We start from the raw sequence: 25544 nt of genomic DNA, 5'->3' as shown, positions 1-25544 counted from the left end.
CTTGTTTTTATTGAGTTTGTGTGTATCAGCATCGACTGTGGCAAGGAGCTCATGGCCTTGCCAGCAATAGGTGAATTCAAGAATAAGCGTGGTGGGCTAGCGCAACATCGTCGTAACCGACGAATTCGAGAGTTAAGGCTGTGCGGCAGGGAATGTTGCTGAGGGTTCAGCTTTCTGTGATAGGCTTTTGCGTTTATGTCCAAACGTTCAGAACTGAACAGCCGCGCCCTACGGGCCCGCTGAGCGAGTAGTTGGTATTTGATTTAAAGCCGGAGCTGTTAAGCGCTATGCTTGTTTCCCAAACGCCCAAGCGTTTTCTAATGGTTAGCAAACTCAACCCACCTGCCTCCAGAGCTGCTCAAGTTGAGCGCGCTGAGCTGTGCCAAAAAATATTGTCTGCTTCTGCGGCTAAGCTGATCGTCGTTCGTGCTTCTGCAGGATTTGGCAAAACCACTGCAATGACTCAGAGCATGTCTCGGATGAACAGCGCCGGAATTGCTACGGCTTGGCTTACTATTGATGACGCCGATAATGATGTCTCACGATTTTTGTTTTGTCTCAACGCGACAGTCTCACAGCTAACAGAAAATGAAGGCTACACGTTTAATGATGAGTCCATTGAGCGCCGGACTGCCAGTGAGGCGGCTTTTAATATAGTGGCTAGACTGTCCGAAAAGCGGTCTGCGTTTGCTCTATTCATAGATGATTTCGAGAAGATTCATGAGCAGTCTGTTCTCGGGCTTATTCGGGAAATAATCGAGCACTTGCCTGCAAGTGGGCAAATTATCATAGGCTCTAGGCACGTGCCGGAGCTGGGCCTTGGACGCCTGAGAGCGCGAGGACAACTGCTGGAGATTGATGTTTCTGAACTGCGTTTTTCAGTTGATGAGACCGTCGAATTTTTGGTGAACAGGCGTCAATTGGAATTGACGCAAGACGACCTAATTCATATCCATAATCGCTCGGAAGGCTGGGCAACAGCACTTTGGTTGGCTTCGTTGGCGCTTGAAGGTAATGCGAGCCCGCAGTCTTTCATTCATCGTTTTTCAGGTGAAAACGATGCTGTTGCAGACTATCTTGCACACGATGTGCTTGAGCAGCAGCCTGATAAAATTAAGTCGTTTTTGTTGCGCACGAGTATTCTTCGCCATCTGACTCCGTCCTTGTGTAACGCTCTTGTGCCTGAGTGTGATAGCGCAGCAATGCTACGCCATCTGGATACTCGCAGCGCTTTTCTTGCGCCTATTGAACACGAGCAGCTAACTTACCGTTACCACAGTTTGTTTGCAGAGTTTTTACGCTCCGTACTGCACGCAAAGTATCCTAATGAAGTGTCGGGTCTTCATTTGGCTGCATCAGAATGGTACGAGAACTCAGGGCGCTTTGTTCCCGCAATTGATCATGCAATCGAGGGGCGTGCGTTTGATCGCGCAATGTTCTTGTTGGATGCGCATGCCGAGCGATTGTTATCGCAGGGGCGGATGAAGCTTCTCGCGCGCTGGCTGGGTGAACTTCCAGCAGATCAGCTCAGCAAGTATGAGCTTCTCGAAATGATTTACATATGGGCTGTCGGGTTTACTAGTGGCCCGGACGAGGCGCTTGATATGCTTTCGAATACTAACTTGGAAGCCTCAGTGAATCCTGTAGTTAAATCACACATTCTTGCGTTCAAGCCTCTCATGATGGGCATGATGGACCGCTATGAGGAAGCCAGTGAACTAGGCCGCACTGACGGCAACGAGCTCTCAGGTTTTGCACCGTTTGCAGATATTGTCTCGATTAACTCTCGAGCGAATGTTTTTTCTGTCATGGGTAAGTACGATCAGGCTCGCCAGCTCATTGACGGAGCCAGAGACGCCCAGTTTAGTCACTCAAGTTCCTTCAACTCCATGTACTCAGAATCTTTGGAAGGGTTGATAGACCTTCAGGAAGGACGGCAGAAACAAGCGGCTGCACGTTTTCGCTTGGCTGTCGGTGCGACAAGCTCGACTTATGACTTTAGCCATACCAGTGGGAATGCATGGGCTGGCGTATTGCATGCAAACACTGTCTATGAAGCAAACGATCTAGAGCTGGCCGCCCGCTTATTGCACGTATACGGTCCACTGGTGCGGGAAGCCGGATTGCCCGACCATATGTTAATTAGCGATATTATGCTTTCGAGATTAGCGTTCAACTGTGGGGATGTTGATCGGGCATTTCAAGCGCTGACTGAGTTGGAGCACATGGGTAGGATCAGAAAACTACCAAGGGTCGTAGCAACGGCTAGGCTTGAGCGATCGCGGCTATTTTTGGCGCAGGGACGACCGGAAGCGGCAAAGCAGGAGCTTGACAGGGCGGGCAATGAGGAGCTTTGGCGGCGAGTTCGCAAACATAGGATGCCTGCAAACGATTTACAATATATGGAAATGGCCCGCCTGCGCTGGGAAGTACTTGCCGGTGACCCTCAAGCTGCGCTCGCACCACTCGAGATGGAAATAGCGGAAGCGCAAAACTGTTTATTATACCGACGGGTCCTGAAACTGAAACTGTTCAAAGCCATTGCACAGTATCGCTGTAATCGGCTGGAAGACTCGATTGAAGTGATGGCCGAGATTATGCCAACCTGTTGCGCAGAGGGATATGTACGTTTGTTTGTAGATGAAGGCGCAGCGGCAGGCATGGCGGTCAAACTTTACCATCAAACATTTCGTGAGGCTGGACGTCAAAGTGATCCGGTTTTTGTTAGCTATCTTGAGAGTTTAATTGAGGCGTTTGGGCCTGCGTTATTGTCGACCGCCGTATTGCCTGATGCAGAAGAGCCGACCCTGAATGCTCTAACGCGAAAAGAAACCCGAGTTCTACAGCTATTGTCGGAAGGGTACTCAAATAGCGCCATGTCGGAAAAGCTGTTTGTGTCAGACAGTACCGTGCGTACTCATCTGCGAAACATAAACTCCAAACTGAATGCTTCCAGTCGAACTCAAGCCGTTGCCATTGCACGGCGTTATGGACTTATTTGAACATGTGTCACTTACAGGGAGCCGCAGGCTCTAAATCAAGAACCTGCGGCACCCTGAGGCGGACTCTCTATGCAATGGCAGTCTTTTTCTGTTTCGCAAACTCGGCAAAATAATAAAGACTATCCGGGTTAGCCATGGCATCGGGGTTAGCAACGCTATCCACTGGAGCTCCCTGCAATACCTTTTTAACCGGCAGTTCCATTTTCTTACCCGTCAAAGTCCGAGGTATTTCAGTCACGTCGATTATGTCATTTGGTACATGTCGAGCTGAAAGGTTGGTGCGTATGGCGTTACGAATACGCTGGTCAAGCGCGCTCGTTAACTCCATGCCTTCTCGAAGCACCACGAACAACGGCATGTACGGATCGCGTCCCAGATATTCCAAATCTACCACTAGACTGTCCACAACTTCCGGAGCTTCCTCTACAACGCGATATATTTCGCTGGTGCCCATTCGAATACCCTGACGATTGATCGTGGTATCTGACCTGCCGTAAATGACTGCCCCACCACGGGGAGTTATCCGAATCCAGTCTCCATGTCTCCACACCTTCGGGAATACGTCAAAATAGCTTTCGTGATAGCGATGCCCATCGACATCTCCCCAAAAATACAGGGGCATGGATGGCATCGGTTTAGTGACAACAAGCTCGCCAACTTCATTTTCTATGATCTCTCCGTTGTCATCCATAGCGTAAACAGCTGTGCCTAATGTACGACACTGCATTTCACCTTCATAAAGTGGCATGATCGGACAGGAGCCTACATAAAATGCAGCGACGTCTGTGCCTCCGCTGATGGGAGCAATCAGTACGTCTTCAAACTGCTCGTTAATCCATTTGTATCCTTGTTCGGGTAATGGAGAGCCAGTTGAGCCAATGGAGCGGATTTGCTTGAGGTCCGCAATATCGCCGAGCTCAACACCGGCTTTCAGGCAGCTTAGATAATATGCTGCGCCAGCTCCAAAAAAGGTAACCTCGGCTTCTTCGGCGTATCTCCAAAGAGTCCCCAAATCGGGATATCCCGGATTACCATCAAACAGGCAGATAGTCGCTCCAACCAAAAGGCCGCTGATCTGACAGTTCCACATAATCCAGCCAGTGGTTGAGAACCACATGTAGCGATCCTGTTTGCCCAAATCCAAGTGGAGCCCGTGGCCGAGCATGCCTTCAAGCAAGGCGCCCCCGTGACCATGAACAATGGGCTTGGGCATCCCTGTAGTTCCTGATGAATAGACTATCCATAGTGGATGGTCGAAGGGCAGGTGCTCAAAGTTCATTGGGACATCATGCCCCAATAAGTCGTCCCATAAGGTTGCGTTCTCAAGGCGGGCTTCTGGATTGAGATAGGGCAGGAGAATTACGTTCTCCAACGTAGGCAGTTCGATTTTAAGGTTCTTCAGAACCTCAAGCCTATTGAATTCCTTTCCACCGTACTTGTAGCCGTCTACGGCCAGCAAGACTTTTGGGTCAATCTGGCGAAAACGATCTGTTACGCTGCGCACCCCCATATCGGGGGAGCAGCTTGACCAGATTGCACCGATGCTTGCGCAAGCATAAAACGCGATAACGGCTTCAGCAATATTGGGGAGGTAGGCAACAACCCGGTCGCCTGGCTCAACCCCCATTTGCCTTAAAGTAAAGGCAACGGATGCGATCTGGCTGCGCATTTCGGCCCAGGAGATGGTTTCGGTCGGGCGTATTTCTGAACGAGAGACTATCGCTGCATGATCGGAATTGTCATGGTGAAAACGAAAAACCTGCTCCGCGAAATTTAGCCGTGCGCCTTCAAACCATGCAGCACCCGGCATTTCGTGACTGCTCAGAACGCTTCGGTAGGGGGTGGTCGATTGAATATCATAAAATTCCCAGAACGCTGCCCAAAAGTCCTCGAGTGACTCTACTGACCATTCCCAAAGGGAATTGTAATCACTGAAGTGCAGCGATTTTTTCTCGCCCAGCCAGTCCATGAAACCTTTGATTTGACTCTGCTCGATGCGTGTCTGGCTTGGCTGCCACAGCGGTTTGGGAGTGACTGCTGTCATTTTAGAACCTCTAGCATATTTTGTTGTTGATGGGGAGTTGCGCACAGCTCGCTCCTTGGAACCCCTATTCATAATGATTCTATGACCGTGCAACAGACATCGTCTGAACCGACGAAAAACACAGTCTACTTTTGCTGGCTAAATAAGAGGCTTGGTTGAGATGTGGGGTTGCGCTAGCGAAAGATTCGTCGCTTCCGACGATGTCGAAGAGTGTGATTTGCTTTCAACATGTTACGGCCGGTGCGAACTCTTGATGATTAAGGCGGGCGCACTTATGCACCTGACTATAAAAAACTGAACGTATACAGGAGAATAACAATGAACTGTCCTAACATGCTTAGACGTGGAGTGCTTCCTGCAATTCTGGCAGGTATCGCTATGAGCGGCGCTGTTGAAGCAAAGCAGTTGAGCTATGCAACTGGCTATTCCACCGGCTCTATAGGTGCTAAGGCCGCGGAGGTTTTTGCGAATGATGTTGAAGATCACTCCGGCGGTGATCTGACTGCAAAAGTGTATGCGCAGTCGCTACTGAGCTTCAGCGAGATTCCGCCAGGAATTCGAGACGGTATGGCCGACAGTGGCCTGGTCTTGACGCCTTACTTCCCGTCTGAGTTTCCAAGCACGAATCTCGCCACTGAACTCACAATGCTCATTGAAATGACTGGCGCGCCCACGGAAAAGGTAGGTTTGGCCTTTGCCGGTGCCATGGCTGAATATGTTTTCTTTAATTGCCCAAGCTGTGTAAACGAATACGAGCAACAGAATCAACTGTTTCTGGGAGGGGGTGGGACCTCGTCATACTTCCTAATCTGCAACAAGCCAGTTAGAACGTTGGAAGAAATTAAAGGTAAACGTCTGCGCATAGGCGGAGCCCAATGGGCACGCTGGGCCAATGTAGTTGGGGCAACTCCTGTGTCTATCCCTCAGCACGAAACATACGAAGCTCTAAGTCAGGGTGTTGTGGATTGCAGTGTGCACTCCGCGCCTGAACTAACCATCGTGAAGTTGATGGAAGTTACTTCTGACATGACTCCCAATATGCCTGGCGGTGTCTTCTCGGGGCTTGCCAATAATATCAATTTGGACGTATGGAAAAGCCTAACACCCAACGAGCGTAGCACGATGCTCCACGCTTCTGCGGCGCATGCCAGTGCTCTGAGCTGGGGTTATGCTCAGGCAGCAATCACAAACATGAAAACAGCTGAAGAGCAAGGAATTAAAATCCACGAGCCTGATGCTGGTCTAGTGAAAGTAACCCGTGATTTCATCGAGCAGGATATCAAGGCTGTCGCTGCCAAGTATGCTGAGACCCATAACCTGACATCGTCAGCACCACTGGTTGAGTCATTTCGCACGTTGCTGACTAAATGGGTAGAACTTGTGAAAGGAGTAGATAACAGCGAAGAGCTAACGCAGGTTTATTGGGATGAGGTGTACTCTAAGGTTAATGTGGACACCTACGGACAGTGAGACTCACCGTTTGAATTAGAAGTTGCAAAAGCGCAGAGATTGTCAATAGTCAGTCTCTGCGCCTATTTGCTTTACAGCAGCCGCATACTAACTAGCCCGTTAACAAGGTTAAAACTAAACCCGCCCTTCTGTTGCGCTATAAGTACCCTCCCAAGCCAAGTCTGCGTGGGCATTCGGGAGAGTAGTTGTGGTGTTGTTATCCCTTTATCGCACCTGTTTTGAGCCTGGAGAATGTTGCAGGCACAACGCCGAGCCATGATGCAAGCTGGTTGTCCGGCACGCGCTTTACTAGCTCCGGGTATTCTTCGAGCAGCAACTTATAGCGCTCTTTAGCCGACATGGTGTGCTTACGAAACTCCCGCATGCTGGTCAGTTCTGCCAGTTCTTCGGTCAGGGCCATGGCAAACTGAGGCCAGAGACCTTCGCCATGAGCGTGAATAGCGGCCCGGAAAGCGGCGAAGTCTGCAACCCAGACTGTGGCGGGGGTTACTGCTGTAAGGCAGAGAGTGTTGCGAACTGTGCGGCTGCGACCAAATACCGGCCACACCATATCGCCTTCGGTAAAGAAATGGTGCACAGCTACCTTGCCGCTTGGCGCTTCCCGGAACAGGCGCATAATACCGTACTGAATAAGGTATACGTTGGCCCAAGGCGTGTCATGCATTTCCATTTGCGCTTCTGCGTCGACCCGGCGTTGGTGAAACAGTCGTGTTAGGTCGCTTAAAAACCGGGTGTCAGGCGTGTCCTGTTTTTCGCTGAGTCTTATTCCGAACACGCGGCTGAGCCCGTTGAGAAGGGCTACCGATTGTGGTGCCGACTCATGGGGGATGATGTCTGGGTTTTTCTCCCCGAGCATGCACGGAGATGAAGCCACGTCGGTTTTGAAGGTGCGGGTCATTGCGTAGTCGCCATTGGAATATGTGTCAATTATCCTAACAGAGAGAGGCTACAGGAAATGACTTAAATCATTAAGGCTTTTTCATTCACTCGATATAGAAGTAACGAATGGCGAGCTCTAATTAGGCGGTTACGATCAGCACTCTTGAAGCGCCCGCAGTTGTTATACGTAATTTGAACAATCATAATTTATTGAAACTTAACCGCTAGGGAAGAATTTACAATGAATCCCGACATCGTTACTGAGGAAGCTGGCGTGATGGCCGACATTCAGGGTCTGTTGATAACGGGTGGTCCGGTGGTCTGGATTCTCTGTGTTTTTTCTCTGATCGCCTTGACCATCGTGTTGGTAAAAGTATGGCAGTTGGTGATGCTTCGTGCGGAGTCGTCCAAGGTGGTAAGTGGTGCGCTGGAACAATGGCGCGCTGGCAAGGGCCGCGACGCTGTGGACCAATTGGACGACGCCCATCCGGTAGCCGCTGTCGTTAAGTGCGCGATGGTGGGGCGGATGGATAAAGTGAATGATCTGCTTTTACGCGAGGAAGTAGAGCGCATAGCCAGTGCGCGACTGAACGATCTGCGCAGCTTTTTCCGTCCTCTGGAGTTGATTGGCGCGTTGAGCCCACTGCTAGGTCTTCTGGGTACGGTAATGGGCATGATCGTCGCGTTCCAGCAAATGGAAGCGGCAGGCAGTCAGGTTGACCCCAGTGTGTTGTCCGGCGGCATTTGGCAGGCGCTGCTGACCACTGCGGTTGGTATGGCGGTTGCTATTCCTGTGGTTGCGGCGCATGCCTGGTTGGAGCGCAAAACAGAGCGGGTTGCCGCCCTGATGAGTGATTCGGTGACGCGAGTTTTTACCAGCCCGATGCCCGCAAGCGGTAGTTGGCCTAAAACCGCGGCCGGTGCCGGAGATCGTAATGCAGCTTGACGCTGGTAAGCGCCGCAAGGCGGGTCAGGTAAATCTTACGCCGCTGATCGATGTGGTTTTCATACTGTTGTTGTTCTTTTTGCTGTCATCTACGTTTACGCAATGGCGGGAATTGAATGTGACAGCGTCAGGGCAAGCCAATGATGTTGAGCAGCAGGCTTTACTTGAAATTCAACTTGTCAGCTCCCTCGGCGACATTCGTGTTGCAGACCAGCTTTATGCAGCAGACGCTTTGAACCTGCAACAGTTGGTGGCGGAAAATCCAAACACAGTGTTTGCTATCGACGCTCGTGACGGCCTTACCGCGCAAGCAATGATTACGCTTGCTGATCGGTTGAAGCAAGCTGGCGCCGAGCGGGTATCCTTGGCGGGCATTGTGCGTTGAACTGAGCACACCGGAAATAGGTTATGAGAATTTCTCCGCCGACAGAACGGCGTGGCTTCAGTGTTAATGACAATCTGGTGCCGCTGATCAATATTATCTTTCTTCTGCTCATATTTTTTATGATCGCAGGGCGTATAGCCGTGAGTGATGTGGTGCCAGTGGAAGCACTGCGGTCTTCAGCTCAAACTCCCCAAACAGAAGCTGATTTGGTCCTACTGGTTAGTGTTGTAGGGGATGTTTATGTGGACTCGGAACAGATTGGTGATGATGCACTCGTCACGTTACTGCAGGAGAGGCTGGTGCGGGCTCATGATCCGAACCGATTTCGGATTCAAATCAAGGTGGATGCACTTCTGCCGGTTGAAGAGTTAAAGGCAGTTTTGAGTCGTGTCCGCAGTGCGGGAGTGCTCAAGGTATCGCTGTTGACCCAAGAAAGTGTGGTGCCATGATTCGTCGCCGACATTGGGCAGCGGCCTCTGTGACCGCTGTGGCGTTGCACGCATTGGTGTTTTCGATGTTGGCGCAGGAGCTCGATCAAGGTGCGGAGTTGTCTGGCCAGTACGGCGTTGAGGTAGAGCTTGGCCTATTGGGGGAGTTGGGTGGTGGAACTCGGGCCAGTGGAGAAGTTAGCGAACCGCAAACGGTTGTGACACCACCGGCCGAGGAAGTCTCCGAAGTCGAGCCAGACCCCGCACCAGAACCAGAACCCTTACCAGAGCCTGACGTGGTACAGAAAGCTGAAGTACAGGTTAAGCCAGAGCCAAAACCCATACGTGAGCCAAAACCCATACGTGAGCCAAAGCCAAAGCCTGCGCAAACCTCAACCGAGCCTTCAGAGAAGCCGATAGATACCGAGGCCAGCCCAGCAAACCCCGGCACTGAAGGGGGCGAGATCTCGGGCCGCGAGGGTGCGAGTTCTGGAGGTGGCAGCGCAAGTGGTAATGCCGTGGAGGTTGGGGCCGCAGCGGCAAGTGCGCGCAGATTATGGTATTCAGAAGTGACAGCGCACCTCGTACGCCATAAACACTACCCCATGCGCGCCAGACGCATGCGGCATGAAGCTGTGATCACTCTGAGCTTTGTTGTTGCCCGTGACGGCAGTATCAAGGCGTCTGAAATAATCGAGCTATCAGAGCACCGTGAATTGAACCGCGCGGTCGAGGAAATGCTGAAGCGGGCCGAACCTCTGCCCCAGTTCCCGAGGGATTTACCGGGACAGGAGGTTCGCATGACCATTCCAGTTGAATTCAAACTACGGTAATCAGAAGTTTAGCTGGGTACTCAAGTAAATCGTCCGGCCCCTTTCAACATGGCGAAAGTTTGGTGACTTGTCTGCCAGATGCTCATCCCCGATGTTGTCAATACCGGCGCGCATGGTGACACTTTCGCCAAAATCCTTAGCCACACTGGCGTTCCATAGTGTGTAGGCGGGCAGGTCGTCGGTGTCGGCACGGTGTTGGCTGCCTGTGTACTCTGCGTTCAAACGGGCCGATAGGCTGGCGGTTGCCTGCCAGTCCAGAAACGAGTTAAAGGTTCTGCGTGGCCGGTACTCCAACTCATCTCCGGTGCCCCGGTCTTTGGTTTTGAGCCATCCGAAGTTGTTCTGCCAGATAATGGAGGGGTGGAGTTTCCAGGAAAATCCGGTTTCCACGCCGGTTAGACGAGCTTCGTCAACGTTGACGAATTGCTGAACAAACTGGTTAGCGGGGTCTATCGGCCGATTGGTAATCAGATCGCTCGCTTCGCTATGAAATACCGTGGCGTTCAGGCCCACCGCTGTGCCTTGCCAATTGACGGATAATTCGTACGAATCGATTTTTTCCGGCTCAAGATCGCCATTTCCGTAAAACTGGAAGGGGGCTACAGGCACCCCTACATACGTGGGTGAGCTTTGTTTCAACGTTGGCGCCCGGAATCCGCGACCATAACCGCCTTTGACGATAAGCTGTGGTGCCGCTTCCCACACCAGATAAACTCTCGGGCTCGCCTCGCTCCCGTAGTCGTCCTGATGGTCGTAACGCAGTCCTGCTGTCAGCAGCAGTTGCTCGGTCAGCGCGACCTCATCCTGCACAAAGACAGCAGCATGATCAGCGTCGCGTTCGCCACCTTCAAGCCCGGTATTTTCAAGCGTTTCACGCCGTATTTCGCCACCCAGAGTCAGCCAGTGGTTATCAAAGGCCCGGCTAGTATGGGCATCGATAATCTCGTCGGTAAGCGCTTGTGGATCTGTAGCTGTAGAGCCAGCACCACGCTCATTGCTGACCTCGACTTTGCTGCGATAAGCCCGCACCTGATTAACCCAGTGAGTAAACTCACCATTCCAGGTCAAACCGAACCCGGTTCTATCCAAATCATAGCGGCTTTCGTAATAAGTCGAGCCTCTTGTCGTTTTTGCATCAAACTCACGTTCTTCGTTACTTCTCGAAAATTGCAGTTCCAGTGACTGCTCAGGCGTAAGCTCCAGAAAAGCCGCAACACTGCCGCGATTGGCTCTGCTGCCTTCGAGTTCACTCTGACGGTTGTCAGCCGGATTCTGCGTTCTATCCTGACGGGACGTTTCGCCTGTAAAGCGCAGTCCCAAACGCTCTGTAACCAGTCCTGAGGTGTATATTGAGGCCTGTCCGCCGTTTACACTGTCTTTGTTGCCTTCACTGTTTGCCAGCGTTGAACCGCGTAGCAAAAGGTTGGTTTCCCATTCTTCGCCAGGCTTACGCGTAATCGTATTGATGACGCCGCCGAGAGCGTCGGAGCCATAGAGCGTAGACATGGGGCCGCGGATGATCTCGATGCGCTCTACCGCAGACATGGGGACCCAGCCGTATTGGTAATCAGCGTGGCCGAACACATCGTCACTGGCCGGAATACGGCGCCCATCTGTAAGTGTAAGCACGTGTTTGCTGTCCATGCCGCGCAAAGTAATGGTTTTGCGCCCGATTCCACCACCCTGCGAAAAGGCAACTCCGGGCTCACCGGCAACGGCGGATCGCAGCGAATCCGCATTGCGCGTTTCCAGTTCCTCACGCGAAATAACCGAGCCGGAAGCAGGCGCCAACCGCGTGTCAACGGGCGACAGCGTGGCCGTAACCGAAATGGTATCTAGTTTAACGGTATCTACCGGTAGAGGATTACTGGACTCTTGCGCCCACAAAACGGGGGCCGGCAACAGAGTCGCAGCGATGCAAAAGAATTTCAGACGGTTTTTGGTTGCTGGTTGTACAGACTTACTCGGGACGAAAGAAGGGGTCATAAAGCTCAACTTGCTATTCCTGATGCCAGGTTCAAAACGCGCTCGACAGTATCGACACTTGCGGCCGGAGCATGGTTGTTGCGGGCGGCTGCCAGATTCCTTTGCTGTTCTGGAGCCGCCACGACAACTAGCAGGTTTGCGCCTGCTTAACGCTTTTTAGTACACGTCGTGCTGGGTGTTGTAAGTGTTAAACTTACCGGTCGGGGTGACCATGTAGTCGCCCTTGATAACCTTCTTCAGCTTGCGTGTTTTGTCATCGACTACAACAATCGCCGAGTTCTTGTCCTGAGCGTTCCAAACAGAGAACCAAACTTCGTCGCCCGCCTTGTTGTATTCAGGCTGGACCACACGCTTGGGGCCTTCACCCAGTTCAGCCCACTCTGCAATTGGCAGCACTTTATAGCCCGCATCAAAGTTATTGATGTCGAATACCGCGATGCTTTGGCTTACGGATTCAGCCGGGTTCAAGGCAGTATCTACCCACAGGTTGGTGGATTTGGGGTGGGTTTTCACGAACAGCGAACCACCGCCTTGGCCGTTAACTGTGCGAACCACTTTCCAGGCTTTGTCCGGGTGGCCTTCGGGGTCGGTACCAATCATCTGAATGGTCGGGTCGCCTAGGTGAGACGTTGCCCAGACAGGGCCATGCTCGGGGTCTACAAAGTTTGCACCACGACCCGGGTGAGGGATCTTACCCACATCGATAAGTGCCTCGAGGTCACGGTCCTTGGCATCAACAACCGCAATCTTATTGGAGTTGTTGGCTGCAGACATGAAGTAGCGCATGCTGCCATCCCAGCCGCCATCGTGCAGGAATTCGGCCGCATCGATGGAAGTAATGTTCATGTTGCTTAGGTCTTCGTAGTTAGCCAGCAGGATTTTGCCAGTTTCTTTTACGTTGATGATGAACTCAGGGTGCTCGTGGGACGAAACAATCGCCGCAACACGTGGCTCAGGATGGTATTCCTGATTGCTCACGGTCATGCCACGAGTGCTTACAATCTTCTTGGGCTCTAGAGTGTCGCCATCCATGATCACAAATTGGGGCGGCCAGTAGGTGCCAGCAATGGCGTACTTGTCTTCCCAGCCCTTGTACTTAGATGTTTCAACCGAGCGCGCTTCCATACCCACTTTAATCTTTGCAACAGTTTGTGGCTCTTCCATCCACAAATCGATCATGTTGATCAGCGCGTCACGACCAATAACCATCACGTAGCGGCCAGAGGCAGACATCCGGGAGATGTGCACCGCGTAGCCGGTATCAATAATCTTCACAACCTCTTTGGAGTCGCCGTCGATCAGGGCAATTTTACCCGCATCCCGCAAGGTAACACTGAAGATGTTTTCAAGGTCCAGATCGTTCATCTGCTTCTTGGGGCGATCTTCCGGAGCTACGATCACTTCCCATGTGTTCTTCATATCAGCCAGGCTGAACTCGGGAGGCTGTGGTGGCTCGTGCATGATGTACTTGGCCATCAGTTCCACGGTTTCTTCGTCGAAGTCACCTGAGGTCAGCCAGTTCGGCATACCCGCAGGAGAGCCATAGCTGATAAAGGCTTTCAGGTAATCGATGCCGCGCTCCTGAGTAATGTCTGGAGTCAACGGCTTGCCGGTTGCGCCCTTACGGAGAACGCCGTGACAGCCTGCGCAGCGCTCGAAGTAGATCTGCTTGGCTTGTTCAAACTCTGCGTCGGAAAGATCCGGAGCGCCGGGTGAACGGACGATCTTCGCAGTGCTCGCGTCAATGGGGCTGGCGGTACCTTCATAAGCGGCTGACGTCGGGTCGGCGTGTTTTGATTCAGCGCTTGCGCCCATCACGCCAAACGACGCGACAGCCACGGCAAGCGCCAGTGGTTTCAGAAAAGGGTTGGTTGCTCTCATCAGGCTTTCTCCTTTGAATTAAGAGTATCGTTAGGTTTCTCTTCTTTGACCTGATGAACATTGATTAAAGTCAGATATATGTCTTTTTGCCAGTGGGTACCCACCCATGGGTATAACCAAAGAGTTGTTGTGGAAAGGAGTGTTTTTAACCAATATCAAAGATGCGTTTAAAGGGTGACATCACTATGCTTAATACCCGCTGCAGAGCCAAGAGAGAAAGAACCTTATTTGTACTTTGAGCCGATTGCAGAGCTGGATACCGCAGACTCCGGCCGCACTTTTTTCAACAGCCTTGTTCTTGATGCCTGTAGCGATAGCAGCCGAAGAACTGAGCCCGGTTGTATTGGCCATTGATTCGGTAACCCACATAACAGACGTTGCGCGCTATCGCCTTACCCAGCAGCTCGCAAGGCAAGGGTGTTTGGCGGACATAGGTTTTACCAGCGAACCACGGGCGGTGGCATTGATGTTCCGTTTTTCAGCGCCAAATGAGCAGAAAGTTGCGGTGCTCAGTGCAATAAACCGTGATGGTGACTTGCCTAGCGCTGTATGGGTAACCCGTAGAACCGCAGGCGTCCGCTCTATCTCCGAGCTAAATGATCGAGATCTGGCCACAGTTGCGGGTAAAGATCCTCTGGCTTCAGCACTGCCTATCGCTGCGCTAGGGGCTTCCGGAATACATCCTGCGGCTGGGAGAATCTACGAATCTGGAGATTACAGCTCGGCGCTGGCTCTCTTGTTGCATAACAACACCCATGCTGCGGTTTCAGAGGCGGGGTTTGCCGGGCAATTTCTTGCAAGCCGTGATTTGGTGATCACCTGGACTGGGCCGACGGTAAAAACAATCGGCTGGTACCGAGGCGACGGTTGGAGTGAACAGGCGCTGGCCTGCGAAGAAGCTCTTAGTCACCTGAGCAGAACGGATGACAAACAGGCGTTTGCAGTTTTTCCTGAATGGGTTCACGGCTTTGCCAGAACCGACAGTCAGTAACAGAGGGTTGTGATACATGACGTTTTACCAGCCAGTTGGTAATGAAATAGAACTGTTCCAAGCCGCAGCCGATAACGGCCTGCCGGTTCTAATTAAAGGGCCGACAGGCTGCGGTAAAACCCGCTTTGTCCGTTACATGGCTGAGAAACTGAACCGGCCGGTTTATACCGTAGCCTGCCACGACGACCTGACCGCCGCCGATCTTGTTGGGCGGCACCTCATCGGCCCGGAAGGCACCTATTGGCAGGATGGCCCATTGACCCGCGCGGTTCGTGAAGGCGGTATTTGCTACTTGGATGAAGTGGTTGAAGCCCGTAAAGACACAACGGTAGTGCTACACCCGCTGGCGGACGACCGCCGGGAATTGCCCATAGAGCGAACAGGAGAACTGCTCACCGCAGCACCCGGCTTTATGTTGGTGGTTTCCTACAACCCGGGTTATCAGAGCCTACTCAAGGGCATGAAGCCCAGCACGCGCCAGAGATTTGTATCCTTGCGGTTTGATTACCCCGCCGAAGAGGCAGAGCAAACCATCGTAGCGGAAGAGTCCGGATGCGACCGCGATCTTGCCAAACAGCTTGTGAACCTCGCGACAGCGCTGCGCAATCTTAAAGATCACGACCTTGAAGAGGCCGCGTCAACCCGGCTGCTAATACACACGGCTCTATTGATCCGCGCTGGCTTGCCTGCAGAGATAGCCTGCCGCGCGGGCATGATTGAGCCATTGTCAGATGACGAAGCAACAGTTATTTCATTAATGGAGGTGGTATATGCAGTATTCGGGCGCCCGGAAGAAACCCGCTAGCGGAGCGATTGTTCCCGTTGTTTGGTATTTGCTGAATTTGCTGGCAACGCCGGTTATCGGTTTTCTGGTTTTGCTCTGGCTGTTTATTAACAGCTCAGGAACGAATGAACTTCGCAGGGCGCATACCCGTGCGGCTCTGTTCATGTCATTGCTTGGCTTTGTGTTGATCAGTTCAGGTGTTCTCCTTAGCTGGATGTTTTTCGGCGATGTTGGCCACTTCGGTACGTTCGCGCTGGTTTGGGCAATCGCATTACACACAGGGTTTGTGTTGTGGGGAATGATCTCACTTGCTCAGGCTATGTCTGATAAGCCACCTTTGTTTCCGGCTAAGTGGCTTTAGTCTGTTTTGAGGGGGGGCTGCGTCTGGGCTTGTATTATCGAGCCTAGGTTCCTTGCTGCTGTGACCAAAAAATGGACCTTTTTCCGCTTTTAATGGACCGGAATGTCGAGGTGGGGTTCGGCAGGTGTTAATTTTCTTGCAACAAAAGCATCACCTTACTGACTTCAAATGAGGGGAGTATCAGATTATTCATAAATAATCTGGAGTCAGTAAATGATTCGTAAGTCTGTCTGGATAACACTTCCTCTCATCGCCTTGGTCGGCTGCAACAGCGATAGCGACGATAACAGCAACATCTCGGCTGCGCCTTTGAGCCTGAACGTCCTTCACATCAATGATCACCACTCTCATCTAGAGGGCGACTCGCAGTCGCTGACTATTGGCGGGCAGGACACTGAATTTTCCGCTGGCGGTTTTCCTCGTGTTGCCGCCAAAATTGCCGAACGCGAGTTGGCATTGGATAACGTGCTCAAGCTGCACGCGGGTGACGCTATTACAGGCACCCTTTACTTCACCGCCTATGAGGGTGAAGCGGATGCCGAGTTGATGAACTTGGTCTGTTTTGACGCGTTCGCTCTGGGCAACCACGAGTTCGACCGGGGCGATGAAGGACTGAAAAAGTTCCTTGATTTCCTTGCAGATGGAAGTTGCCAGACATCCGTATTGGCCGCCAATGTTATCCCGGAAGTAGGTACCCCTCTGGCACCGACTGCCGTTGATGATTACATCAAGCCTTATGTCGTGAAGGAAGTCGCTGGTCAAAAAGTGGGCATTATCGGCATCGATATAGGCAACAAAACCCGGAACAGCTCCAGCCCTCTGGCGACCACCCAGTTCCTGAACGAAACCGAAACTGCCCAATCGGCAATTAATGAACTGGAAGCGAACGGCGTTAACAAGATCATTCTGCTGACCCACTACCAATACGAGAATGATCTGGCGCTGGCAGAGACCTTGTCTGGTGTGGACGTCATAATTGGAGGTGACTCTCACACCCTTTTGGGTGATTTTTCCAGTTTCGGCCTTACATCTGCAGGTCCTTTCCCAACCGAACGCACTAATGCAGACGGCGATAAAGTGTGTGTAGCGCAAGCATGGCAGTATTCTCAAGTCGTTGGTGAACTTAACATCCAGTGGAACGCTGAGGGTATTGTGGAATCCTGCTCGGGTGTTCCGCATCTTCTGCTAGGGGATGAAATCTTTCGTGAGGATGGTGAAGGCACCGAATATACTCCCACTGGGGCAGAACTTCAGGCGATCATGAATGCCGTTGACGACGCTCCGCAATTGAGCATTGTGACTGAGGATGCCACTGTGGCCAATGCCTTGGCCAACTATACTCAGCAACTGGATACTTTCCGAAATAACGTTGTAGGTACCGCAACGGAGGATCTCTGCCTCGAACGTATCCCCGGTCAGGGTCGAAGCAGCCTTCCAAGCTGCGACGGAAGCACAGAAGAGCACGGCGGTGACATCGCCAATATTGTTGCTCAGGCCTTTCTGTTCCTGAGTAAGAATGCCGACGTATCGATCCAGAACGCCGGTGGAGTGCGCACAGACATAGAGGCCGGAGACGTCACCATTGGTGATGCTTACACGTTGTTGCCCTTTGCCAACACACTTGTAGATCTGACTATGACAGGCGCGGAAATCCGCCAAGTACTGAACGAAGCGGTTATGTTCGCCCATGCCCCGGACGGCTCCACCGGCGCCTATCCCTACGCAGCAGGCCTTCGATGGGATGTGGACATGACGCGCAGTGAAGGCGACCAGTTGTACAATATTGAAGTCAAGGGTCGGGATGAGACCCAATGGCGCGCATTGACTGATGCTGAGAGCCTGAACGTGGTCACCAACAGCTTCACCGGAGCCGGTCGGGATGGGTACGTTACATTCGGGACGGTCACGGGTGAAGGTCGCTCGGTCGACACTTTTCTGGATTACGCCCAGTCCTTCGTGGACTATGTCGTTGAGCAAAATGCCATCAGTAAGCCGGTTCTGGGAGATTACTCAACCAAGTCTTACAATGCTCCTGCCAACTAACACATAACTATAGTATGACGTCTAATCGCCGGCCCATGTGATCAAGGGTCGGCCTTTATAATTAGTTGAAGCGCATCGCTAAAAGTTGTGATGCTGTCTTATTGTTCGTCATGTGATTATATGAAACCCTGCAACAGTAACGATCACCACAGGGGCCCATAACTGGGCCGCCAACCTCCAGGCGCGCGGTGCGTGTTTCATTTCCATGAAGTGATCGACCAACAGCAACGCCTTCACGATGACCATTCCGAACACCAGCCACGCCAGAAACTCCGGGCCTATCCCAGCCTTTAGAGCGATCACCGGCAGGGCCGTGCAAATCATCAGTGCAAAATAGACTGTCAGCATTCCAAGCCCTCCCTAGGCCAGCACGTAAATCATCGGAAACAACACCAGCCACACCAAATCCACCATGTGCCAGTATGAAGCACCGGATTCCATGCCATTCATATCCGAGCCGTCGTAGTCACCATTGCCAACTTTTACCGCCAGAACGATCAAAATGACCTGCCCAAGAATCACGTGCATGAAGTGAAAAAACGTCAGAAAAAAGTAAAACATGAAGAAAGTATCTGTACCCAGATTGTAGCCCTGACTGTAAAGGTTCACGTACTCGTACATTTTGCCAACGGTGTAAATGCAGGAAACCGCAACAGCAAGCCAAAGCCGCCATTGAGTTCCAGATCGCCTGTGGCGAAGTTGATGAACAGCGGTTGCGACGAAATAGCTGGCGGTAATCAGCGCAGCGGTATTCAGCAGCCCAACTAGAGGATGCAGAACTTCGCGGCCAGCGTGAAACGTCGCCGGGTCCATGCTACGTGCAACCGCAAAACCGATGAACATGATGCCGAATACCGCCAGTTCGGCGAAAATGAAGATCCACACGGCGATGTCGCCGGGAAGCTGGCGAGTATCTGGGTCCGAAGAAAGTTTCTGGTTCGTCATATCATCCATATCGCTATCAGTGCGTCAGGTTCAGATAGAGTTTAGGAAGCTGCAACGGCAACTGTGCCGGGTCGCGAATAACCACGAAGTTACTGCTGCCGAATACATAGGGCAGGTATTCGCTAGCCTCGTCATCAATGGTGACGCAGAAGGGGGTTAGCCCTGCCTTTTGCGCTTCCTGCACCGCCATGCGTGTATCTTCCACGCCGTACCGCCCTTCGTAGATGTCCAGATCGTTAGGCTTGCCATCGGTCAGCAGCAACAGAATTTTCTGATGCTCATGGCGCGTCTCCAGCAGTTTGGTTGCTTGGCGAATGGCGGCGCCCATGCGGGTGTAGAAGCCCGGTTCTAGTGCCTGTATCCGGCCCCGAATGGTGCTGGTATAGGGCTCGTCGAAGCTTTTCAGATGATGGAATCGCACGTGGTCGCGGCGCCGGGATGAAAACGCGAACAGCGCAAAGGGGTCGCGACTTGCCTGTAAGGCTTCACTGAGCAGTTGCAGGCCGTCACGGGCAACGTCGATAACGCGCTGCTGGTTGTTAATGTAAGTTTCAGTCGATAGCGATATGTCTGCCAGTACCAGACAGGCAAGATCACGCTGGCTTTGTTGGCAGCGGCGGAACAGCTTTTGATCGATAATGCCCTGACCGCGCCGGTGTTGTACTTCCCGTTCGAGACAAGCGTCCAGATCCAGTTCATCACCGTCTACTTGCCGCTTTTGCCATTGCTTGAGAGGCTTCAGGGCACTGAACTGGCGCTGTAGACGCTTTGCGGGTCGACGCAAAGCTTCGGGAAGCTCCGCCGGTACCGCGTCCTTGGCTAACAAGGGCTGGAGGCAACAGAAGGCTTCACGATAACTTTGGCTTCGCCAGTCCCACTCCGGCAAATGAATGCCAGGGCCTAGGTGCAGGTCGTCGTGTTCCTCCGAAGGTAAATCCAGATCAAACTTGATCGCCGATGAGGCTTCTTTACGGTCGTTGGATACGGAAATCATGTCCATATCATTGGCAACGGCTTCGGCATCTTCTTCGTCGGTATCGTCGCCCGCCCGGTCAACAGGAATAAACTCAGTCCAGGAAAACAGGCTTTCCAGCCGGAAAATCATCAGGCCCTGGTCGCGGTCAAAGGCTTCTACTCGTTCTGCCTGCTTGCGCTTGTTCTTTTTGGTAAGGCCGCCCGGGCTTGACTGGGTGTCCTCATCGCCGGTTACCTGCCCGCTGGCTTTTCCTTGCTCCAGAGCCGGGTACAGCCACAGGATGACGGGCCAGGGGTCTGTGTCGGCAGATGGCAGGGCAGGAACGCTGCCGGGATGAATCAGAGCTTGGCAGATGGCCTGTTCGCGGATTGCCTCCGGGTCGGTCAGGCTGTCTGGGTCAGGGCGCCAGTATAAAACGTGCTTGACCAGACGCTGGTAAACATTTTCCAGTCCCGGCCAGCGTGAGAGAACATCCTGCACCAGAGCTTGGTTTCCGGTAAACCAATCACTGTCCGCCGGGGCCGGGGTGGCCGCAAGTGCAGCTAGCCAGATGTAGAGATCCCGGTTTAACTGCTTCGATGGGAAACGGGCAACTTTTTCAGGCAGGCGCAGGTTTTGGTCGTCCCGCCATGCCAGTTCAAATTTACGGTGTGTTCCCGCGAGCTTGTGCAAAAATTTGCGGCGCAGGCGAAAATGTCGAGGTTCTGCGGTCACCAGGCTGAGCGCCGGGTCGCCTCCGAAGGCGCGGAACACGATGCCCAAACTGCGGGCTTCGTCTTTTAGGTAAACGGCGTGCTCTGGAAATTCGCCCAAAGCTTGGCGGGTGATGTACTCATGCCATTTATAGCCGACCCATTCTTCCATTTCGAGTTCCTTTTAGGCCTGCGAGCTGACAGGCTTGCTGTCACGCTGGGGGCCGGTGGTTAATTGGCGAACAGGAATTAGAATTGTTTGCCGGCTGGGCTCGCCTGGCTGCCAGTGCAGCAGACTGCCTTCCGGATTATTTTTTTGCACCTCACGGCAAGCGCTCACGCATTGCAGGCACTGAGTGCAGGAGAATTTTGCGCGTTTGTGACTGCGGGTGGGTAGCCGCATGGGGCAGGCCTCATCGCAGGCTTTGGTACAGTCCCGGCAGGCTGCCGCCCGAGTGGTGTCAAACGTTACTAACTGGCCGCGGCCGTGGGTCATCCAGGCAATGCTCTGCACCACACCAAAAGCACAACCGTATTTGCAGAAGAGATGGCGAGCAAATAGGAAATCCAGAGTAAACACCAAGGTTGCTATCGTCAGGAAAATTGCCGGGTAGAAGCTTAGGTTGCCAGTAACCAAGTCTGTATAGAGCGGAATGGGTGGCAGCAGGTAAGAAAGCATTGCCAAAGCCCAGGAGAAGCCAATCAGGCCGCACACCAGTGTTAGGCCAGCCCAATGTATAACCTTGCCACGACGGCCTTTTTTCAGTGCTTCCCAGAGTGTCGGGCGGCCGGTCATGCGGGTCATCAAGCCGTTGATGGTTTCCACCACAGAAAAATGCGGGCACAACCAACCGCAGTAGATTCGGCCCCATTTCCAGGCAACCCAAAGCACAAGGGGAACCAGAACAAGAATGGGGAGGATAAACCACAGTAGAACCTGGCTGGCGACGTCCGCAGGAGAACTTTGCACCACCCAGTCGAGATTCAGATTGAACGAAAGCGGAAAGCCAAGCAGGACAAATCGGGCTTCCGTTAAGTCATAGCGAAAAATGTTCAGAACCGGTGCCAGCAGGAACAGCCCAAAAAACGCAGCGCGAGTGATCAGGCGCTTGTTCTGGAGTGTGTCCTTGGGGTTTGCTTGCTGCACGGTCACAGGTCAGTTCCAGGGTAGACAGGGCCGGAAACAAGTTCCGGCCCTGTGGGTTAGACGGAGGCTGATTTACGCGTCCTGAATAGCAGCGCCTCGAACTTCTTCGTCAAAAGACGCTTGTCCCTTGATAAAGAAACTACCGAAGTACACCACCAGACCGGCCATGAAGAAGCAGCCAGCAATCATACGCGCCCAGTAAAACAACGCGATGTTGTCCTGAGTAGCCATGAACGATAGTGCTTCGCCGCTGTCCGGAATACGCTGCAACCAGATTTGCAGGATGCCTGCGCCAGTCAGGAACAGGGTAATGAACACCATGGAGATGGTCATCAGCCAGAAGCCCCACATTTCCACAACCTGAGCAGTATTGCTGTTGCCATAAGGTCGGCCACGCATGATGGGCACAGCGTAGGAAATGATGGTCAGCACAATCATCACATAGGCGCCGTAGAAGGCCATGTGGCCGTGGGCCGCTGTGAGTTGGGTGCCGTGGGTGTAATAGTTGATCGGTGCCAGTGTGTGCAGGAAGCCCCACACGCCTGCGCCGAGGAACGCCATTACCGCAGTACCCATGGCCCAGAGAATGGCAGCCTTATTTGGGTGATTACGCTTGCGTCGGTTAATCATGGTGAAGGCAAACAGCACCATCATGAAGAACGGCAGCGGTTCCAGAGCGGAGAACACAGAGCCCAACCACAGCCAGTATTCAGGTGGCCCAATCCAGAAGAAGTGGTGACCTGTGCCGATGATGCCGGTAATCAGCGCCATGGCAATGATCACGTACAGCCACTTCTCGATGACTTCCCGGTCTACCCCGGTGAGTTTGATCAGCACGTAAGCCAGAATGGCCGCCATGATCAATTCCCACACACCTTCAACCCACAGATGCACCACAAACCACCAGAAGTACTTGTCTGTGGTGAGGTTGCTCGGGTTATAGAACGAGAACAGCCAGAGGACCGCCAAGCCGATTAGGCCGGTGATCAGCACAATGTTAACGACGGTTTTGCGACCCTTGAGGGCAGTCATCATGATGTTGAACAGGAAGCCGACCACCACTAAGGCTATGCCAATTTTGGTAATCGTGGGCTGCTCAAGAAACTCCCGGCCCATGGTGGGCAAGAGCTTATTCATGGTGACGTCCGCCAAAGTGGCGTAATCCACAAACAAATAGCCAAGAATGGTTAGTGTGCCAGCAACGGCAAAGACCCAGAACAGAATCCAGGCAAGCAGCGGGCTGTATAGCTCGGTTTGTGCTTCTTCAGGTACCAGATAGTAGGTTGCGCCCATAAAGCCGAACAGCAGCCATACAATCAGAAGGTTGGTGTGAACCATCCGCGCAACGTTGAAGGGAATTTCCGGGAATAGAAAATCACCCACCACATACTGCATGCCCAGCACGAGGCCGAACACGATTTGGCCAGCGAAGAGCACCAAGGCAAAGATGAAGTAGGGCATGGCGACCCGTTGAGACTCGTATTTCATGGTTTCTCCCTTAGCCTTCGATATTGGGTGGCCAGCCGTTATCGTCGATCTTGGATGTCCACTCGAGGAACGAGGACAGATCGTCGATTTCCTGGTCGGTCAGGTTGAATTGCGGCATTTGCCGGCGACCGGGCATGTTGGTAGGCATGGCGTTCATCCAAGCGTTCATATACATCTTGAAGACTTCGCTGTCGCCACCACCACGGCGGTCAAACACGTTGGCAAGTTCTGGTGCAAAGTATGCACCTTCACCCATTAGGGAGTGACAGCCGACGCAGTTGTTGTTCTCCCAGACGTGTTTGCCCCGGACTACCTCCTCGGTAAGTTGGTCTCTGTTATCTCTTTCGGGCATAGCCCGCGATTGAGTATCAAAAGTCAGGACCAGAAACAGCAGGATGAAGAATGTACTCCCTCCCAGATATATGTTTCTGGCCATGCTTTTGGTAAAGCGTTCGGCCATTGGTCTCTCTCCTTGGTCGTTGTGAAATACCTGACTGCCCTACTAGGATATAAAGATGTATTCGCAATGCTGTTGACGATTATCAAGCAAAGTTGGAAATCTCACTATTGCGCCGGGGAGTTACCTCTGCAGGGGTAGGTGGTAGACTTTGCAGCCTTTTCTATGAACCCGAATGCCTGGAGTAATAATGGCCGCAGCCTTGGCGTTGTTTATCAAGCTGATACCGCTTTATGTCACGGTAGCTCTGGGCTGGGTGGCTGGTCGCTATCTGGAGGCCAGCGGTAAGCACATTGCCGGCATCATGCTTTACATCGTTACACCCTCGGTGGTGTTCTCCGGTGTTATGGCCGCGCCACTTTCACCAGAGGTTATCTTCCTTCCATTTTTAGTGTTTGGATTTGCCACGCTGCTTGCAGTTGCCCATCTCAAACTGGCACGACGGGTGTTAACCGATGGCAGTGCCAGCATGACTCCCCTGTGTGTGGGGTCGGGGAATACGGGCTATTTCGGTGTGCCGGTCGCTCTACTGTTGTTTGGGGAGGAGGGGCTGGCGATTTATATCGTGTGCATGTTGGGTGTCACCCTCTACGAAAGTTCGGTGGGTTACTACCTTGCAGCACGGGGGCGGCACGACCTTAAAGACTCGCTTTTGCGCGTTGCCAAGCTGCCCTCTGTATACGCCTTTTTGGCAGCCGTAGCGTTCAACCTTTCAGGTATCGGTATTCCTGAGGTGTTTGTGCCGCTGTTTGATAACCTGCGCGGCGCCTACAGCATTTTGGGCATGATGATCATAGGTATGAGCATCAGCAGTTTTCGCGGTTTGGCGGGTAATATGCGGTTTACCGCCTTGGCGTTTTTCGGGAAGTTTGTGGCCTGGCCGCTGTTGGCAACGGCATTCTGGTGGCTGGACTCACAGGTGTTGGGCGTTTATGAGCCAGCCGTACACAAGGCCATATTCCTGATCTCCATCACTCCCATTGCCGCCAATACCGTGGTTATTGCAACCTTGCTGGATACGTCTCCGCGGCAGACGGCCGGTACCGTGATGTTATCGACACTGTTTGCGCTGGTGTTTATCCCGGTAATGATTTCGCTGGCGTTTTAGCACGTTCGTTCGCCTGTGCGATATCCGTTCGGGCATGACGCACTATGCTGACCCCTGCGGTTATTGCCAGAGTACCCATAATGGCAGCGACCACAAGATCCGGCCATGCGCTTGCGGTACCAAACACCCCCAACGCAGCGGCCATAACAGCCAGATTGCTGATCGCGTCATTGCGGCTACACAGCCACACCGAGCGCATATCCGAATCCCCGTCTCGATACCGGAAAAGGATAAGCGCCACGCATACGTTGGCAACCAACGCCAGCAGGCCAATGGTTCCCATGGTTAAGGGCTCGGGGGTTGTTCCTTGTTGCATTACCCAGAGTGCACGTACCCACACAATCGCGCCAAAAACCGTCATGGTAATGCCTTTAACCAAAGCCGCGCGGCCGCGCCAAAGCATGCCCATAGAGAGAACGGAAAGCGACAGAATGTAGTTGGCGCTGTCACCAAAGAAGTCGATGGCGTCTGCCATTAATGAGACGGAGCCAGACTGCAAGCTGGCAACGCCTTCCACGAAAAACATAGCCAGATTCACCCACAGAGCAATCCAGAGCGCGCGACGAAAGCCCGGAGCAGGGGATTGGGGTTCTGGGCCAGAGCAACTGCATGCCATACACACCTCCATAATAGTTAAGCGTGTAGTAAAAGCCCTGTAGTAGCTACAGGGTCAACCCTTTGTTTTCGGTTTTAGACCG

Annotated in this window: 22 protein-coding genes; 11 read left to right on the top strand and 11 right to left on the bottom strand. The window is 52.8% G+C overall.

What is annotated here, in order from left to right:
• The first annotated feature begins 287 nt into the window (after positions 1-287).
• Positions 288-3002: a LuxR C-terminal-related transcriptional regulator gene (locus tag FE845_RS04205; protein WP_200361955.1), complete on the top strand. Its 2715-nt coding sequence runs from the start codon at positions 288-290 to the stop codon at positions 3000-3002.
• Positions 3003-3069: 67 nt separating this feature from the next.
• Here the strand turns inward: FE845_RS04205 and FE845_RS04200 are convergent, their stop codons facing one another.
• A complete protein-coding gene (locus FE845_RS04200) occupies positions 3070-5046 on the bottom strand; it encodes an acetoacetate--CoA ligase (RefSeq protein ID WP_200361954.1) in 1977 nt (658 codons plus the stop codon).
• A gap of 318 nt (positions 5047-5364) precedes the next feature.
• Between FE845_RS04200 and FE845_RS04195 the strand changes: the two genes are divergently transcribed.
• Positions 5365-6516 carry a C4-dicarboxylate TRAP transporter substrate-binding protein gene (locus FE845_RS04195; protein ID WP_200361953.1) on the top strand — a complete coding sequence of 384 codons (1152 nt, stop codon included), beginning with the start codon at positions 5365-5367 and terminating at the stop codon, positions 6514-6516.
• Between the two features lie 196 nt (positions 6517-6712).
• On the opposite strand, the gene FE845_RS04190 is transcribed toward FE845_RS04195, so the two are convergent.
• On the bottom strand, positions 6713-7414 hold the full coding sequence (locus FE845_RS04190; RefSeq protein WP_200361952.1) for a Crp/Fnr family transcriptional regulator: 702 nt from the start codon (positions 7412-7414) through the stop codon (positions 6713-6715).
• Between the two features lie 222 nt (positions 7415-7636).
• Between FE845_RS04190 and FE845_RS04185 the strand changes: the two genes are divergently transcribed.
• From FE845_RS04185 to FE845_RS04170, 4 genes are read left to right on the top strand one after another with little or no spacing between them, the layout of a single operon-like run.
• On the top strand, positions 7637-8341 hold the full coding sequence (locus tag FE845_RS04185) for a MotA/TolQ/ExbB proton channel family protein (protein WP_200361951.1): 705 nt from the start codon (positions 7637-7639) through the stop codon (positions 8339-8341).
• Positions 8331-8726, top strand: coding sequence for an ExbD/TolR family protein (locus FE845_RS04180; protein WP_200361950.1), 396 nt, complete (start codon positions 8331-8333; stop codon positions 8724-8726). Before FE845_RS04185 ends, FE845_RS04180 begins: the two co-directional genes overlap by 11 nt.
• A 23-nt stretch (positions 8727-8749) precedes the next feature.
• Entirely contained in the window at positions 8750-9175 is a 426-nt protein-coding gene (locus tag FE845_RS04175) for an ExbD/TolR family protein (protein WP_200361949.1), read from the top strand.
• Positions 9172-9987, top strand: a complete 816-nt coding sequence (locus FE845_RS04170; protein WP_200361948.1) for an energy transducer TonB — start codon at positions 9172-9174, stop codon at positions 9985-9987. Before FE845_RS04175 ends, FE845_RS04170 begins: the two co-directional genes overlap by 4 nt.
• Here the strand turns inward: FE845_RS04170 and FE845_RS04165 are convergent, their stop codons facing one another.
• Both FE845_RS04165 and FE845_RS04160 read right to left on the bottom strand, forming a co-directional pair.
• Positions 9988-11889 (bottom strand): TonB-dependent receptor plug domain-containing protein, encoded by a 1902-nt coding sequence (locus tag FE845_RS04165; protein WP_200361947.1) that lies wholly within the window; start codon positions 11887-11889, stop codon positions 9988-9990. It abuts the gene before it with no gap.
• A gap of 240 nt (positions 11890-12129) precedes the next feature.
• Complete coding sequence (locus FE845_RS04160) at positions 12130-13788, bottom strand: cytochrome D1 domain-containing protein (RefSeq protein ID WP_413785073.1); 1659 nt, start codon at positions 13786-13788, stop codon at positions 12130-12132.
• Between the two features lie 367 nt (positions 13789-14155).
• On the opposite strand from FE845_RS04160, the gene FE845_RS04155 reads away from it, so the two are divergent.
• The 4 genes from FE845_RS04155 to nadN all read left to right on the top strand — a co-directional run bounded on the left by FE845_RS04155 (position 14156) and on the right by nadN (position 18033).
• Positions 14156-14845: a PhnD/SsuA/transferrin family substrate-binding protein gene (locus FE845_RS04155; RefSeq protein ID WP_200361945.1), complete on the top strand. Its 690-nt coding sequence runs from the start codon at positions 14156-14158 to the stop codon at positions 14843-14845.
• A 16-nt stretch (positions 14846-14861) separates the two neighbouring features.
• A complete protein-coding gene (locus tag FE845_RS04150) occupies positions 14862-15650 on the top strand; it encodes a CbbQ/NirQ/NorQ/GpvN family protein (RefSeq protein WP_200361944.1) in 789 nt (262 codons plus the stop codon).
• Positions 15616-15990 (top strand): hypothetical protein, encoded by a 375-nt coding sequence (locus FE845_RS04145; protein ID WP_200361943.1) that lies wholly within the window; start codon positions 15616-15618, stop codon positions 15988-15990. Before FE845_RS04150 ends, FE845_RS04145 begins: the two co-directional genes overlap by 35 nt.
• Positions 15991-16203: 213 nt before the next feature.
• Positions 16204-18033 carry an NAD nucleotidase gene (gene nadN, locus FE845_RS04140; protein WP_200361942.1) on the top strand — a complete coding sequence of 610 codons (1830 nt, stop codon included), beginning with the start codon at positions 16204-16206 and terminating at the stop codon, positions 18031-18033.
• Between the two features lie 108 nt (positions 18034-18141).
• On the opposite strand, the gene FE845_RS04135 is transcribed toward nadN, so the two are convergent.
• The 6 genes from FE845_RS04135 to FE845_RS04110 form a co-directional block, all read right to left on the bottom strand.
• Positions 18142-18381, bottom strand: a complete 240-nt coding sequence (locus tag FE845_RS04135) for a cytochrome C oxidase subunit IV family protein (protein WP_200361941.1) — start codon at positions 18379-18381, stop codon at positions 18142-18144.
• A 12-nt stretch (positions 18382-18393) separates the two neighbouring features.
• Positions 18394-18987 (bottom strand): cytochrome c oxidase subunit 3, encoded by a 594-nt coding sequence (locus FE845_RS04130; protein ID WP_227714082.1) that lies wholly within the window; start codon positions 18985-18987, stop codon positions 18394-18396.
• 7 nt (positions 18988-18994) lie between these two features.
• On the bottom strand, positions 18995-20818 hold the full coding sequence (locus FE845_RS04125) for a nitric oxide reductase activation protein NorD (protein WP_200361940.1): 1824 nt from the start codon (positions 20816-20818) through the stop codon (positions 18995-18997).
• Positions 20819-20830: 12 nt separating this feature from the next.
• Positions 20831-21799, bottom strand: a complete 969-nt coding sequence (locus FE845_RS04120) for a 4Fe-4S binding protein (RefSeq protein WP_200361939.1) — start codon at positions 21797-21799, stop codon at positions 20831-20833.
• A gap of 66 nt (positions 21800-21865) precedes the next feature.
• A complete protein-coding gene (locus FE845_RS04115) occupies positions 21866-23281 on the bottom strand; it encodes a cbb3-type cytochrome c oxidase subunit I (RefSeq protein WP_200361938.1) in 1416 nt (471 codons plus the stop codon).
• 10 nt (positions 23282-23291) lie between these two features.
• Positions 23292-23741, bottom strand: a complete 450-nt coding sequence (locus tag FE845_RS04110) for a c-type cytochrome (protein WP_200361937.1) — start codon at positions 23739-23741, stop codon at positions 23292-23294.
• A 187-nt stretch (positions 23742-23928) separates the two neighbouring features.
• On the opposite strand from FE845_RS04110, the gene FE845_RS04105 reads away from it, so the two are divergent.
• Positions 23929-24846, top strand: coding sequence for an AEC family transporter (locus FE845_RS04105; RefSeq protein ID WP_200361936.1), 918 nt, complete (start codon positions 23929-23931; stop codon positions 24844-24846).
• Here the strand turns inward: FE845_RS04105 and FE845_RS04100 are convergent.
• A complete protein-coding gene (locus tag FE845_RS04100) occupies positions 24815-25462 on the bottom strand; it encodes a cation transporter (protein ID WP_200361935.1) in 648 nt (215 codons plus the stop codon). The genes FE845_RS04105 and FE845_RS04100 overlap by 32 nt on opposite strands.
• Positions 25463-25544 lie beyond the last annotated feature (82 nt).

Source organism: Marinobacter sp. 1-4A (assembly GCF_016597725.1).
Classification (GTDB): Bacteria; Pseudomonadota; Gammaproteobacteria; order Pseudomonadales; family Oleiphilaceae; genus Marinobacter.
The sequence above is the reverse complement of the archived record's forward strand: the minus strand, read 5'-3'. Positions and strand labels throughout refer to the sequence as shown.